Origin of the sequence: Comamonas sp. B21-038, assembly GCF_022387135.1 — a bacterium.
Lineage (GTDB): Bacteria > Pseudomonadota > Gammaproteobacteria > Burkholderiales > Burkholderiaceae_C > Comamonas > Comamonas sediminis.
On the sequence record NZ_CP092462.1, the window covers coordinates 2,970,773 to 2,984,476 of the forward strand.

The following is a 13,704-nucleotide window of genomic DNA, read 5'->3' on the forward strand; positions in this document are numbered from 1 at the left end:
TTGGTTCGCAGCAGGTCAGTGCGGCACGATGCGCGCCGCCGTCCCCGTGGGCGCAAAGCTGCTGCGCCACTTCCAGCCCGCATAGGCACACCACAGCACACCCAGCACGGCAATGCTGCCGCCAACGGGGCCCAGGTAGTGCAGGCCGGCATGCATGCCCACCTGGCTGCCCAGCAACGCGCCTGCGCCAATGCCGATATTGAAGATGCCCGAGAACAGCGACATGCCCACATCGGTGGCATCGGAGGCCAGGCGCAGCACCTTGGCCTGCAGCGGCAGCACCATGCACAGCATGACCACGCCCCACACGGCACAGACCAGGTACAGCGCAGGCGGCCAGCGCGTGCTGGGCAGCAGCAGCCACAGGCAGGCGGTCAGCACCACCATCGCGCCCAGCAAAAAGCCGCGCGGCCAGCGCATGCCAAAGCTGCTGAACAAAATGCTGCCGACAATGCCCATGCCGCCGTACAGCAGCAGCACCCAGGTGGTCACCTGGTTGTTCAGCCCGGCCTCGCGCTGGATCAGCGGCTCGATATAGCTGTAGACGGTGAACTGGGCCGTCACCATCAGGATCAGCAGGGCATAGGTGGCCGACAGCGCCGGGCGCTTGAACAGCACCGGAATGCTGCGCAGCGAGCCGGCATTCTCGCTGGGCAGCAAGGGCAGCATGCGCCACAGCACCAGCATGACGAGCAGCGCCAGCACGCCGATGATGCCAAAGGTCGTGCGCCAGCCCAGCGCCTCGCCCACCATGCGCCCCAGCGGCACGCCCAGCACCATGGCCAACGTGGTGCCGGTGGCCAGCAGGCCCAGCGCCTGCGGGCGCTTGTCCTGCGGCGCAATGCGCACCGCCAGCGAGGCGGTGATCGACCAGAACACCGCATGTGCCAGCGCAATGCCCATGCGGCTGATCAGCAAGGTGGCATAGTTCCAGGCGATGGCCGACAAACCATGGCTCACGATGAATAGCGCGAACACGCCCATCAGCAGCTTGCGGCGTTCGACATTCTTGGTCATCAGCATGCAGGGCAGCGAGGTGAGCGCGACGATCCAGGCATAGATGGTCAGCATCAGGCCCACCTGCTCGGTGGTCATGCCAAAGCTGCCGCCAATGTCACTGAGCAGGCCCACCGGCACGAACTCGGTGGTGTTGAAAACAAAGGCGCCCATAGCCAGGGCGAGCACGCCGAGCCAGGCCTGGCGGCGGGTCAAAGATGCGGAGTCAGTCATGGCAATAAAAAAGCCGCAGCCCCAAAGCGGAGAGCGGCTCGCCAGTGTGCCAAAAAACGCTTACCTGCCCAGAATGGCCAGGGAAAACCCTTTGGTCCCGGTTGTTGGCAGCTGTCAGGCTGCCAGGGTTTGCGGCTGCAGTTGCTGCAATTGCTGCGCTTCCAACGTGCGGTGCAGCTGTACCGTGGCCGCGCAGGCGCGGGCCAACTCGGCGCCCTTCTTCACAAAATGCTGGTGGAAGAAATCGTGGTGCTCCTGCGATTCATGGAAGTCGCGTGGCGTCAGCACGGCCGAGAACACCGGCACGCCGGTGTCCAGCTGCACCCGCATCAGGCCATCGATCACGGCGGTGGTGACAAACTCATGGCGGTAGATGCCGCCGTTGACCACCAGGCCGCAGGCCATCAGACCCGCATATTGGCCGCTTTGGGCCAGGCGCTTGAGCAGCAAGGGGATCTCGAAGGCGCCGGGCACATCGTAGAGGTCGATCTGGTCGGCGCGCCAGCCGTGTTGTGCCAACTCGGCGAGGGCGGCATCGCGGGCCTGGTGCACGATGTCCGAATGCCATTGCGCGCAGACAATCGCCAGGCGTGCAGCCTTGTTGATGGAGTAAGAAATGCTGGAATGCTGATTCATGGTTTTGCTGTCCTTCAATGACCTGAATCAGGGCGCGCGCAAGCCCATCGCAGCACCCCACGTACAGACGCAGGGCGACACAAGGTTTGCGCGATTCTCTTTCATCCGGACTGTGACCGTCGGCTCTGGCATCGCACCAGATCTGCTGACCTTGCGCAGCCGTAGGCCTTGCAAGCGCTCGCGGGCTCCTGGCTCCTCAAAGCCAGATACCGCCGGTGGGGAATTGCGCCCCGCCCTGAGAATAACGCTGAGCCGCTGCCGGCAAGGCCCTGGAGGGCCCAAGCCTGCTGCAGCTCGCCGGCCGATTGTAGAGGGGCTGCGATACAAACACCGTCACCCAGGTTTTTGGTGCGCAGGAAACTTGTTATGGATCTAGTTGTGCAGCTTTAGCCCGCCTATCTCCATTACCGCGCCAGCGCTCTACACTGCGGTAGCTAAGCGCTCCATCCATCCCCCGTCCCCACCATGGCCCTGCTGAACTTCATGCTCTCCCGCCTCCCCAGCCCGCAAGGGGGCATCCTGCTGCTGTGCGACGCGCAGCAGCGCCTGCGCGCACTGGACTGGCAGGGCTATGAAGCGCGCATGGCCTTGCTGATGCGCCGCCAGTACCCGCGCGATGCCGTCCAGATGCACAGCAGCGCGGCCGTGCCCGCGCCGGTGGCCGATGCCCTGGCCGCGTATTTTGATGGCGAGCTGCAGGCGCTTGATCGCCTGGAACTGGCACTGGGTGGCACCGATTTTCAGCGCCAGGTCTGGACGGCATTGCGCGCCATCCCTGCAGGCAGCACGCGCAGCTATGCCAGCCTGGCCGCGCAGATCGGGCGGCCGGCAGCAGTGCGTGCGCTGGGCATGGCCAATGGCGCCAACCCCATCAGCATCGTGCTGCCCTGCCACCGGGTGATCGGCAGCGATGCATCGCTCACCGGCTATGCCGGCGGCCTGGCGCGCAAGCAGTGGCTGCTGGCGCATGAAGCGCGGCACAGCAAAAAGCCCGCCTAGGGCGGGCTCGGGGAGGCTATCAGCACCGGTTTGGCAGCTTATTCGCCGATCGGGGTCTTCTTGCCGTCGATGTAGTGGCTCAGCGTGTACAGAGGCACCTTCAGCTCGCCGTTTTCCTGGAACGCAATCTTCGCGGTCACACCGTTGTACTCGGACTTGCGCAGCTCGGGCAGGTACTTCTTCGGATCGGTGGAATCGGCACGCTTCATCGCGTCGACGATCAGCATGGTCGCGTCATAGAAGTAAGGGCTGTAGACCTGGAACACGCCAGGGTTCTTGGCATCGTAGCGCTTCTTCCATTCGGTGCCGCCAGGCATCTTGGCCAGCGATGCACCGCCGTCGGCGCAGACCACATTGCCCAAGGTCTTGGTGCCGGTGGCCAGCTTGGCCAGCTCGGCCGTGCAGATGCCGTCGCCGCCGAAGAACTTCACATTGGTCATGCCCAGTTGCACCATCTGGCGCAGCATGGGGCCGGCTTGCGCATCCATGCCGCCGTAGAAGATCGCATCGGGCTTCTTGGCCTTGATGGAAGTCAGGATGGCCATGAAGTCGGTGGCCTTGTCGTTGGTGAACTCGGACGCCACGATGTTCACGCCCTTGGCGCCCGCGTCCTTCTTGAACACATTGGCCAGGCCTTGGCCGTAGGCGGTGCGGTCGTCGATCACGGCCACGTTCTTCAGCTTCAGGGTGTCGGCCGCGTAGCCTGCCAGCGCAGCGCCCAGCGCGTTGTCGTTGGCGATGATGCGGAAGACGCCGGGGTAGCCAGGGCGGGTCAGTTCGGGGTTGGTGGCCGCGCCGGTGATGAAGGGCACACCGCAGTCGTTGAAGATCTTGGATGAGGGGATCGCGACGCCCGAGTTCAGAATACCGGCAACCGCCGCCACCTTGTCATCGCAGAGCTTTTGCGCAGCAGCCGTGCCTTGCTTGGGGTCGGCCGCATCGTCTTCGGCCACCACCTCGAACTTGATCTTCTTGCCACCGATGGTCACGCCCTGGGTGTTGAGGTCTTCCACCGCAAAGCGCACGCCGGTGACGTTGTCCTTGCCATAGTGCGCCTGAGGACCGGACAGCGGGCTCATCGTACCGATCTTCACCACCTCTTGTGCGCTTGCAGCCACGGCCATACCGGCCACCACCAGGGCCACTGCAGCCTTGATACTTTTATCCATTGCGTCGTACTCCATCAAAAGCGTCTGTTAAGCGCCACCGGTACCGGCATCTGCCGCCTTGCCACTTGTAATGGAGGCCGCACATTCGGTACATCATCGAACTCGATAGCGTGAGTGAGATTTTTTATCTACCCGGGCCTACGACGGTATTAGGACAAGTCCTGTAAAAATAGCGACACAGTGGGTTTGAAATCGCATATAAGCGCCAGCACGCAATGCATTCCGGCGATTGCTGCATTGCATCAATGAGAACGGAAACAGCCGTTGTCGGTCTAACTTCTCAACACGAAGAATACGGATATTGACATCCCACAACAGGCATGTCTCCTGCATACCACGCAGGGATTGTCTGTAAAGATTGGCAAAACATGGCATGGCTGTGGCATCGCCGTCAACCCCCAAGGCCGGAAAAACGTCTTTACATACATGGGCCCATGTCTCCGGTTTTGAGGGTGTAACGGTTAGCATTGGGAATCGCGATTGCTGGCCCTATGGCATCACGCAAGTCCTGCCACCACACAACCAGAAAGGCTCGAATATGAATCATCGTCATCTGCTCAGCATTGCCACCATCGCGTTCAGCGCGCTGGCCACGACCGGCTGCGTTGCCACCGGCAGCGACGGCTACTACAGCGATTCGGGCTACGGCAGCTATGGCGGCGGTTATGGCTATGGTTACCAGCAGCCTTCGCAAACCATTTATGTGCAGGACCGCTACAACGACGACCGCTATTACCGCGACCGTGAACGTGACCGGGACCGCGCAGCCCGCGAGCGCGAAGCCCGTGAACGCGAGCGTGACCGTGACCGCGATCGCCAGGCCCGTGAACGCGACCGCGACCAGCGCGCCCGTGACGAAGACCGCCGCCGCGCACTGGAGCGCCAGGCGCAAGACCGTGAACGCCAAAACCGCGAGCGCGACCGCAACCGCTTTGGCGAAAGCCGTCACCAGCAGGAATGCGCGGCCGCTGCCCGCCAGAATGCCGCTGGCAGCGACAATGTGCTGACCCCCAGCCGCCCCTGCCGCTAACCCGCTGACCCGCCCGCGTGCCGAGCGCGCGGGCTTATTCCTCAAGGAGTTTTCACCATGCGTACCATTCGTCTCGGAACGATGGCCATCGCTGCGGCCAGCGCCCTGCTCTTGGGCGGCTGCGTGGTCGCACCCGCAGACGGCGTGTACTACGGCGATGCCTATTCGACCTACTCCACCCCCAGCTATGGCTACGGTTATGGGGGCTACGGGTATGGCTATAACAGCTACCCCTACTACGGCAGCAGCTCGCTGGTCATCCAGAGCTCTCCGACTTACGTGTATGGCGGCGGGCGCCCCTATTACCGCCCGGGTGGCGGTTACTACCGCCCCGGCGGTGGCTATGACCGCCCCGGCCATGGCGGCAGCAGCCGGCCACCACCATCGCGACCCCAGCAGTTGGCACCCGGCACGGGCTCCAACTTTGGCCGCCCTTATGGTTCGGGCCCGCGCCCGGCAGCGCCCGCGTCGCGCCCCAACGGCGGCCGGTTTGGTGGACAGTTCGAGCGCTAACCTTCGGTCACCACCATGCGCCTCATGCCACGCCCCCCTCTGCCCAGCCTTCGCTATGCCGCATGGCTGGGTTTTTGGTGTGCTTGCGCATTGGCGGCGCCGTTGGCGCAGGCCCAGGTCACCCGCTGCGTGGACCCGGGCACGGGCAAGGTGACCTACACCGATGGCGCCTGCGCCAGCGGTGCCAGCGCGACCGAGATAGAGCGCCGCAAATCCGATGAGGAGCTGGCCCAGGACCGCGCCCGCGAGCAGGAAGCCCTGCAAGCCAAGGCCGAGCGGCGCCAGCAGGAGCTGGCCCAGCGCCGGCTGCAGGCCGATGAACGCGCCGAGGATTTGGCGCAACGGGCCGCCAACCGCCCCGCTCGCGCCAACCCCGCGCAGTCAGCCGCCTGCCAGCAATCGCGTGAGCGCTACAGCGCCGCATCCGAAGAGGCTGCCGACAAGACCATGGGCAGCCATGCCCGGCTCGATGCGGCCAAGCGCCAGATGGAGCTCGACTGCATGGGCCCCGAGGCCTATAGCCGGCTGGAGGCCAGCCGCCCCGCCCCGACGGCGGTACTGCCCGCTGATCCCTATTGGGACGGATACCCATACCGCCCCCATCGCCCCCGCCCACCGGCACCACCCCCCGCCCCTGCACCCAGCATCAGCCGCTGCGATGTGTTCAAGTGCTTGGATACGCAGGGCTATTCGCACCCCCGGGGCCAGATTGGCGAAACCGCACGGCCACCGAGCCCCGGCGCCAACCCGCGCAGCTGCCGCAGCCAGGGCGGCTCGGCACCCTGCTAGCCCAGGCGAGGCTCAAGCACCAGGGCCCGCCGCAGTGCCCGCCCCCACCAGGTACACAGCGGCCTGCAAGCCGTGGTGCACCGTCTGGTAGCGCAGTACCAGGCCCAGCTCCTGCCGCATACGCGTATTGCTCAGGCGCCGCGACTCGCGCATGAAACTCAGCAAGGTGGGGCTCAGTTGCTGCTCGGCCTCGGCCAGGCTGATGCGCATCGGGTGCGGCAGGCGCCACAGGTCAGCGGCCAGGTCAAAATAATCGCCCATCAGCATCGCAGAGTCATCGGCCACATTGGTGATGCGCTGTGGCATGCCGCGCCATAGCGCCCGCACCACCGCGCGCGCCAGGTCATCGGCATGGATGTGGCTGGTGTAAACATCGTCCTCGCGCCGCAACAGCGGCGTGCCGCGCTGCAGCCGCCCCAATGGGGTGCCGCCCTCGCGGTCGCCTGCGTAGATGCCGGGGATGCGCAGTACATGCACGGCAGCGCCGCTGGCCACCAAGCGCCGCGCCCAGGCCCGCAATTGGCGTTCGGCATCGACCCGGCGCAGCGCCCGGGCGGTGCTGGCGCGCAGCGGATGGGTCTCCGTGACCCAGGCACCGTCCCAGTTGCCATAGACACCGCTGGTGGAGCCGTACACCAGCTGCGGCGCCTGGCCCGCGCGGCAAACCAGTGCTTGCAGCAGGTGGCGTGTGCGCAGATCGCGCGAGGCCAGCGTGGACGGCGTTCCCGCAGCGGGCTGCGCCGGTGGCGCCAGATGCACCACACGCTGGGCCAGCCCCGCCAGCCGGCGCAGGCTGCGCGGCTCGTCCAGATTGCCCAGCAACGGCGTAGCACCCAGGGCACGCAGGCTGTCAAAGCGCTGCGGCGATGAACTGAGCGCCCGCACCAGCGGGCCGCGCGCCGCATGCGCATGCTGGCCTGGCCGCTGCCACAGCCGCAGCACCCGCTGGCCGACATCGCCGCAGCCCACGATCAGCACCCGCTGGCGCCGAAAACGCGCCGGCAAGGCCTGGCCAGCTGCCATGGCGCAGCGCTGTCGGGGCCCGCTTCGCGGGCTTTGGTTTAAAGGCACAATAAGCTTTCTTGGTTCAGATGGCAGCCATCACACTGCAGTCTAGCGTCTGAACCTGCTTGCAAATGCCAGCGCTCACCCCATTTATGCAACCCCAGGCGCCGATGAGCGCCGTTGTTTTGTGTCGATAAGGAATTTTGGTGCAATGAGCTCTTCGTCCAGCGCGTTTCAAATTTCGGTCCTGCCCAGCGGACGCGCATTTGCCACCCAGGCCTCGGAAGCGATCCTGACGGCTGCGATCCGCAGCGGCGTAGGTCTGCCGTATGGTTGCAAGGATGGCGCCTGCAGCTCCTGCAAATGCAAGAAGCTCAGCGGCACCGTCGTGCATGGTCCCCACAGCGAACGTGCGCTGAGCCCGCAGGAAGAGGCCGACGGCATGATCCTGCCGTGCTGCGCCGTGCCCACCAGCGATGTGGTGATCGAGTCGCGCCATGTCACCGATGAAAGCGCCTTTCCGATCAAGAAAATGCCGGTGCGCGTGCAGACCATCGAGCGCTTGTCGCCCGATGTCGTCAAGCTGCGCCTGCAGCTGCCTGCCGCAGACAGCTTTCGCTACCACGCCGGTCAGTACATCGAGTTTTTGCTTGCCGGTGGCACGCGCCGTGCCTATTCGATGGCGATTGCGCCGCACCACCAGGACAGCGCGCCTGGCTTGGAGTTGCATATCCGCCACACACCCGGCGGTCTTTTTACCGACCACGTGTTTGGCGCGATGAAGGAGCGCGAGATCCTGCGCATCGAAGGCCCGTTCGGCAGCTTCTTCCTGCATGACGGCGACAAACCGATGGTCTTTCTGGCCTCGGGCACCGGCTTTGCGCCGATCAAGGCGCTCATCGAACATCTGCAGCACCACGACATCCAGCGCCCGGTGGTGGTGTACTGGGGCGGCAGGCGCCCGCAAGACCTGTATATGCACGACTGGATGCTGGCACGCAGCGCCGAGATGCCCCAGCTGCGCTATGTGCCGGTGGTGTCCGACGCGCTGGCAGAAGACGCCTGGCAAGGCCGCAGCGGCTTTGTGCACCAGGCCGTGCTCGATGATTTTGCCGACTTGTCGGGCTACGAGGTCTATGCCTGTGGCGCGCCAATTGTCGTGGATTCTGCCCGCGCCAGCTTTACCAGCCAGCGCGGCTTGCCGGAGGACGCCTTCTTTGCCGATGCCTTCGTGACCGAGGCCGACAAGCAGAACCAGATCGTATGAACGGCTGAGACACGGGGTCTGACAGGGCGCAATCGCGGCCCTGTCCCACTTCCGCGTCACGGCATGTACATGCCCCAGCCGCTACACTAGAAAGTTTAGAGCCGCTCACACAGTCCTCCCTGCGTTACCGTCCCGCCTTGTCGTGCGTTTGTCATGCTGCAGGCTGGGCCCCTCGTCTGCAACGCCAAGCTTTGGCTGGCGGGGCTGTGCTGGCGGCACTCAGGGGTAGTGCCTGCTCGTATCAGGCGCTTCGTCGTTATTCACTCTCGTCAAGAAGACACCAAACCATGCAACGCAGAAATATCCTGTTATCCACCGTCCTGGCCGCCGCCGCTTTCGCTGCACCTGCCGCTTTTGCGGCCGATCCGGTGATTCGCCTGGTCGTGCCTTACGCTCCGGGAGGTCCACTGGATGTCACCTCGCGCATCCTGGCTGAACGTGTCCGCGACCAACTGGGTACCGTGGTGATCGACAACAAGGCGGGCGCCGGCGGCAACATCGGTGCCGACATCGTGGCCAAGGCCGCACCGGACGGCCTGACCATCGGCCTGTCGGCGACGGCCACGCATGCCGTCAATCCCTGGCTGTACACCAAGATGCCTTTCAACGCCGCCAAGGACTTCACCGCCATCACCCAGATGGTGCGCGTGCCCAATGTGCTGGTGATGAACACTGAGCGCGCCAAGGCGCTGCAGATCAGCAATGTGCAGGACCTCATTGCCTACGCCAAGAAGAACCCGGGCAAGCTCAATTTCGGCAGCGGCGGCAATGGCAGCTCCGGCCACCTGGCCGGCGAGATGATGAAGCGCCAGGCCGGCATCTTTGCCGTGCACGTGCCCTACCGCGGCGCCAACCCTGCGCAGCTGGCGCTGCTGTCGGGCGAGGTGGATTTCAACATCGACAATCTGGCGGCCGCGTCGGCCAACATCCACAGCGGCAAGCTCACCGCGCTGGCGGTCACCAGCCTGCACGCCAGCCCGATGCTGCCTGGCGTGCCACCACTGGCTGACACCCTCAAGGGCTTCGAGATCGACACCTGGTGGGGCCTGGTGGCACCGGCCAACACGCCGCCTGATGTGATCAACCGCCTCAACAAGGCCTTTACCGATGCGCTGAAGGATCCGGCCACCAAGACCCGTTTTGCCAGCCTGATGGCCGAGCCCGTGCCCACTACGCCGGCCGAGTTTGACAAGTTCATGGCCTCCGAGCGCAACAAGTACGAATCGGTGGTCAAGCTCTCTGGCGCCAAGGTCGACTAAGCGCCGCGCTGCGAATCCGTAGCGCCCAGCAAGAAGCCCCGCCAGCGTGCAGCTGCGGGGCTTTGTTCTTGTGGGGCGGTATCTCTCTCGCCGGCTCAGCGCCACCAGTCCGGCCCTTGGCTGCGCTGCACACCCTGTGGCAAAAGCGGCTGCAGCTGTGCCTCGCTGACCCAGGCCGGCGCCAGCTCCTGCAGCGGTGCCAGCACAAAGGCACGCTGCCACATGCGCGGATGGGGCACCTGCAGGTCGGGCATCGCGATCGACGTGTCGATATCCGCATAGAGCAGCACATCCAGGTCCAGCGTGCGCGGGGCATTGCGGTAGGGGCGCTCGCGGCCGGCGGCCAGCTCCAGTTGCTGCAACAGGTGCAAAAGCTGCTGTGCCGACAGCGATGTGCGCAGCTCGGCCACGGCATTGAGGTAGTCGGGCCCGCTGGAATCCACCGGCCGGCTGCCGTACAACGACGAGACCGCCTGCACGGCCACACCCGCGCTGCCCGCCAATTGCCGCAAGGCCTGCGCCATTGCAGCACCCCGGTCGCCCAAATTGGCACCCAGGCCTATCCAGGCGCGCAAGCTCTGCCCGGCGGGCGGTGCGGCATCACCATTGGCCAGGCGCTGCGCCTGGCCCAGCGCTTCAGTCGCCATGGGCGGCTGCATCACCACCATTGCCGCCACCTGCTGCTCCGCCAGCATCACCCGCACCGGGTTTGCGGCGGCGGCGGCGGCGCTTCTTCGCGGGCGCATCGCCAGCGGCGGCGCTCTCGCTGTCCATCGCCTGCTGGGCCACCTGGTCCAGGCTGGAGCCTTCCTGCGCCTCTGTGGCGGCTGCCGGCTTTCTCGGGGCGCGCTTGGGCTTGGCAGCGCCTGCCTTTGGCTTGGCACGCTGCTCTTCACGCACCTGGGCGATCAGGTCTTCGCGGCGGGCCTCATCGGCCTGCTGGAACTCCTGCCACCAGTTGGCCAGCGCTTCGTCCACCTCGCCCACATCGGCGCGCAGACGCAGAAAATCGAAGCCGGCACGGAAGCGCGCCTGTGCGATCATGCCGAACGGCGTGCTGCCGGTGCGCTTTTCAAAGCGCGGCTGCATCACCCAGATTTCGCGCATGTCGGCGGCGAGCTTGCCCCGGCCGGAGACATCGCCGATGCGGTGGTTGAAGACATCGTCGATCGCATCCTGCAGCGCCGGGTGCGGGTGCTCGCCTTTGAGCATGCGCTTGTCCCAGCCCGCTTTCACGTCCTGCCACAGCACGCAGGCGAGCAAGAAGCTTGGCGCCACGCTCTTGCCTTCGGCTACGCGGCGGTCGGTGTCCATCAGCGCAGCCTGCACAAACGGCAGGTCGGCGCGGTCCACCACCACATCCAGCAGCGGGTAGATGCCCTTGGCCAGGCCCAGCAGGCGCAGTTGCTCGATCGAGGCCAGCGAATGCCCTGTCTGCAAAAGCTTGAGCATTTCGTCAAACATGCGGCTTTGCGGCACTTCCTGCAGCAGCTGGGCACATTCGACCAGCGGTTTGGCGGTCTTGGGGTCGAGCGTGAAGCCCTTCTTGCTGAGCTTGGCGGCAAAGCGCACGGCGCGGATGATGCGCACCGGGTCTTCGCGGTAGCGGGTGGCCGGATCACCAATCATGCGCAGCACATGCTTTTGCGAGTCGCGGATGCCCTTGTGGTAGTCCACGACGATCTGGGTCTGCGGGTCGTAGTACATGGCGTTGACGGTGAAGTCGCGCCGCGCCGCATCTTCGTTCTGGGGACCCCAGACGTTGTCGCGCAGCACACGGCCGCTTTCGTCCACCGCCAGCTTCATGCCGGCCAGTGCGGCCTTGCTGGTTTTCTCGTTGCCCTGCACCTGTTCGGCCTTGGAGCTGTCCAGAAAGGCCCGGAAGGTGGTGACTTCGATGACCTCGTTCTCGCGGCCACGGCCATAGACCACGTGCACGATGCGAAAACGCCGGCCAATGATGAAGGCGCGGCGGAACAGGCTCTTGACCTGCTCGGGCGTGGCGTTGGTGGCCACGTCGAAGTCTTTGGGGCGCAGGCCCAGCAGCAGGTCGCGCACGGCCCCGCCGACGATATAGGCCTCAAACCCCGCTTCCTTCAACGTGCTGCAGACATCCAGCGCGCGGCGGTCCACCAGCTTGGGATCGATGTTGTGCACATCAACGCCGACTTCCTCGCGCTTGCCAAAGGGGTTCTTGGTCTTGCTGGCCGCCGTGGCTTTGCCGAGCAATTTATCGATGATGGTCTTGATCATGCGTGAGGCTCCAGCAGGTCCAGAATGCGCCAGCCGCGTTCTGTCGCCAATTGGCGCAGGCGGTCGTCAGGGTTGGTGGCCACCGGCGTATTGACTTTCTCCAGCAGCGGCACGTCGTTCATCGAATCGCTGTAGAAGATGCTGTCCACGCTGTCCCAGCTCAGGCCGCGCTCGGACATCCAGGCTTCCATGCGGGTGACCTTGCCGGCACGCATCGTCGGCACGCCATCGATCTCGCCGGTGATCCAGCCCGAGGCATCACGCGCCAGGTTGACGGCCAGCAGGTGGTCCACACCCAAGGCCTTGGCGATGGGGCGGGTCACGAATTCATTGGTGGCGGTGACGATCACGATGGTGTCACCCGCGTCCCGGTGCTGCTGCAGCAGCGCCAGCGCCGCCGGCTGGATATGCGGCTCGATGACCTCCTGCATGAACGCGAGATGGGCGTCGTCGGCGGCCTGTGGCCCCAGTTTGCGAATGGCCTCGGTGGCAAAACGCACATAGGCATGGATATCGAGCGTGCCTTTTTGGTAATCGGCAAAAAAGGCCGCGTTGCGGCTGCCGAACTCCTGCTTGTCGCACCAGCCCTTGCGCAACGTGAACTCCCCCCATTCGTAGTCCGAATCGAGCGGCAGCAAAGTATGGTCCAGGTCAAAAAGCGCAAGCCTAGTGCTTGTGCCAGCAGAGTTATTCATTCAAAAAATCTCGGTTGTTGCTGGAAGAACGTGTTTGTGATCCAAGACCATTTACTCCGTCTCCAGCATGTCCTTGAGCAAGGGGATCGTCAGGCCCCTCTTATTGCGCAAGGCAAAATTGTCCAGGTGGTCCAACAGCTGCATCAGACTGCCCAAATCGCGTGAGAAGCGCTTGAGCATGTAATCCATCACATCGTCGGTCAATACCAGGCCACGTCGTTTGGCTTCATCCTTGAGCACGTCCCTGCGCTGTGCTTCGCTGAGCAGATGCAGCTGGTAGATCTCGCCCCAGCCCAGCCGGGTGCGCAAGTCGTCACGCAGTTTCAGGTCCGAGGGCGGCACATCGCCCGCCGCCAGCACCCAGCGCCGCGCGCCGGTTGCCGGGCTGGTGGCGTTGACGAACCAGTTGAAGGCCGCCGCCTGCTGCACCGGGTTGTAGAACTGCACCTCATCCAGAATCACCGCTGACCAGCGCTCATTGAAAGCACTGGGAAAGCGCGTGCTCGCATCGAGCCAGCCCACCGGTGAGCCCTGCTCGCGCAAGGCCTCCGCGACCGCACGCAGCACATAGGTCTTGCCACAGCCCATCTCACCCCACAGGTAGGTCGGCACGGTCGAGCGCGGCGTGTCCCAGGCCTCATTGACCTGGGCATGCAGATGCGCGAGTGCTGCCTGGTTCGAGCCCGCAAAAAACCGGTTCAGGCTTGGCGCTGGCGCCAAGCCCAGATCCAAAGCCATTTGCTTCATGCGTCAACTCCTATCCGCACCCGTGCCCGCCGTGCGTGGGGCACTGCGTTGGTGGGGTTCGGATAAAAGGAAATCTCACGCATGGCTGCGTTCAATACAAGAAAGCGTTCAG

14 protein-coding genes and 1 riboswitch are annotated in these 13,704 nt (G+C 64.6%); of the genes, 6 read left to right on the forward strand and 8 right to left on the reverse strand.

Annotated elements, in window-relative coordinates; all coding sequences use genetic code 11:
* Positions 1-15: 15 nt before the first annotated feature.
* The gene (locus MJ205_RS13770) at positions 16-1,230 is read right to left on the reverse strand and encodes a sugar transporter (protein WP_239808989.1); all 1,215 of its coding nucleotides are present in this window, start codon (positions 1,228-1,230) and stop codon (positions 16-18) included.
* A gap of 114 nt (positions 1,231-1,344) precedes the next feature.
* Positions 1,345-1,866, reverse strand: a complete 522-nt coding sequence (locus tag MJ205_RS13775; RefSeq protein ID WP_239808990.1) for a 6,7-dimethyl-8-ribityllumazine synthase — start codon at positions 1,864-1,866, stop codon at positions 1,345-1,347.
* Positions 1,867-1,955: 89 nt separating this feature from the next.
* A riboswitch (FMN riboswitch) is annotated at positions 1,956-2,113 on the reverse strand.
* Positions 2,114-2,331: 218 nt separating this feature from the next.
* Between MJ205_RS13775 and MJ205_RS13780 the strand changes: the two genes are divergently transcribed.
* Positions 2,332-2,865 (forward strand): methylated-DNA--[protein]-cysteine S-methyltransferase, encoded by a 534-nt coding sequence (locus MJ205_RS13780; protein ID WP_239808991.1) that lies wholly within the window; start codon positions 2,332-2,334, stop codon positions 2,863-2,865.
* 38 nt (positions 2,866-2,903) lie between these two features.
* On the opposite strand, the gene MJ205_RS13785 is transcribed toward MJ205_RS13780, so the two are convergent.
* Positions 2,904-4,034: a branched-chain amino acid ABC transporter substrate-binding protein gene (locus MJ205_RS13785; protein ID WP_239808992.1), complete on the reverse strand. Its 1,131-nt coding sequence runs from the start codon at positions 4,032-4,034 to the stop codon at positions 2,904-2,906.
* 538 nt (positions 4,035-4,572) lie between these two features.
* On the opposite strand from MJ205_RS13785, the gene MJ205_RS13790 reads away from it, so the two are divergent.
* From MJ205_RS13790 to MJ205_RS13800, 3 genes are read left to right on the forward strand one after another with little or no spacing between them, the layout of a single operon-like run.
* Positions 4,573-5,064, forward strand: coding sequence for a hypothetical protein (locus tag MJ205_RS13790; RefSeq protein WP_133857912.1), 492 nt, complete (start codon positions 4,573-4,575; stop codon positions 5,062-5,064).
* Between the two features lie 57 nt (positions 5,065-5,121).
* Positions 5,122-5,577 (forward strand): hypothetical protein, encoded by a 456-nt coding sequence (locus MJ205_RS13795; protein WP_239808993.1) that lies wholly within the window; start codon positions 5,122-5,124, stop codon positions 5,575-5,577.
* 24 nt (positions 5,578-5,601) lie between these two features.
* Positions 5,602-6,366, forward strand: a complete 765-nt coding sequence (locus MJ205_RS13800; RefSeq protein ID WP_239808994.1) for a DUF4124 domain-containing protein — start codon at positions 5,602-5,604, stop codon at positions 6,364-6,366.
* 12 nt (positions 6,367-6,378) lie between these two features.
* Here MJ205_RS13800 and MJ205_RS13805 read toward each other — a convergent pair whose 3' ends face one another.
* Entirely contained in the window at positions 6,379-7,389 is a 1,011-nt protein-coding gene (locus tag MJ205_RS13805) for an NAD-dependent epimerase/dehydratase family protein (RefSeq protein ID WP_239808995.1), read from the reverse strand.
* Between the two features lie 193 nt (positions 7,390-7,582).
* Here MJ205_RS13805 and MJ205_RS13810 point away from each other — a divergent pair, with 193 nt between their 5' ends.
* Positions 7,583-8,638 carry a CDP-6-deoxy-delta-3,4-glucoseen reductase gene (locus MJ205_RS13810; RefSeq protein WP_239808996.1) on the forward strand — a complete coding sequence of 352 codons (1,056 nt, stop codon included), beginning with the start codon at positions 7,583-7,585 and terminating at the stop codon, positions 8,636-8,638.
* Between the two features lie 287 nt (positions 8,639-8,925).
* The gene (locus MJ205_RS13815; RefSeq protein WP_239808997.1) at positions 8,926-9,897 is read left to right on the forward strand and encodes a Bug family tripartite tricarboxylate transporter substrate binding protein; all 972 of its coding nucleotides are present in this window, start codon (positions 8,926-8,928) and stop codon (positions 9,895-9,897) included.
* 95 nt (positions 9,898-9,992) lie between these two features.
* Here the strand turns inward: MJ205_RS13815 and folK are convergent, their stop codons facing one another.
* The 4 genes from folK to hda are packed head-to-tail and all read right to left on the reverse strand — an operon-like array spanning position 9,993 to position 13,592.
* Positions 9,993-10,544: a 2-amino-4-hydroxy-6-hydroxymethyldihydropteridine diphosphokinase gene (folK, locus tag MJ205_RS13820; protein ID WP_256460933.1), complete on the reverse strand. Its 552-nt coding sequence runs from the start codon at positions 10,542-10,544 to the stop codon at positions 9,993-9,995.
* The gene (pcnB, locus tag MJ205_RS13825) at positions 10,534-12,150 is read right to left on the reverse strand and encodes a polynucleotide adenylyltransferase PcnB (RefSeq protein WP_239808998.1); all 1,617 of its coding nucleotides are present in this window, start codon (positions 12,148-12,150) and stop codon (positions 10,534-10,536) included. The genes folK and pcnB overlap by 11 nt, the downstream gene beginning before the upstream one ends.
* Positions 12,147-12,845, reverse strand: coding sequence for a histidinol-phosphatase (locus MJ205_RS13830; RefSeq protein WP_239808999.1), 699 nt, complete (start codon positions 12,843-12,845; stop codon positions 12,147-12,149). The genes pcnB and MJ205_RS13830 overlap by 4 nt, the downstream gene beginning before the upstream one ends.
* A 51-nt stretch (positions 12,846-12,896) precedes the next feature.
* The gene (hda, locus tag MJ205_RS13835; protein WP_239809000.1) at positions 12,897-13,592 is read right to left on the reverse strand and encodes a DnaA regulatory inactivator Hda; all 696 of its coding nucleotides are present in this window, start codon (positions 13,590-13,592) and stop codon (positions 12,897-12,899) included.
* Positions 13,593-13,704 lie beyond the last annotated feature (112 nt).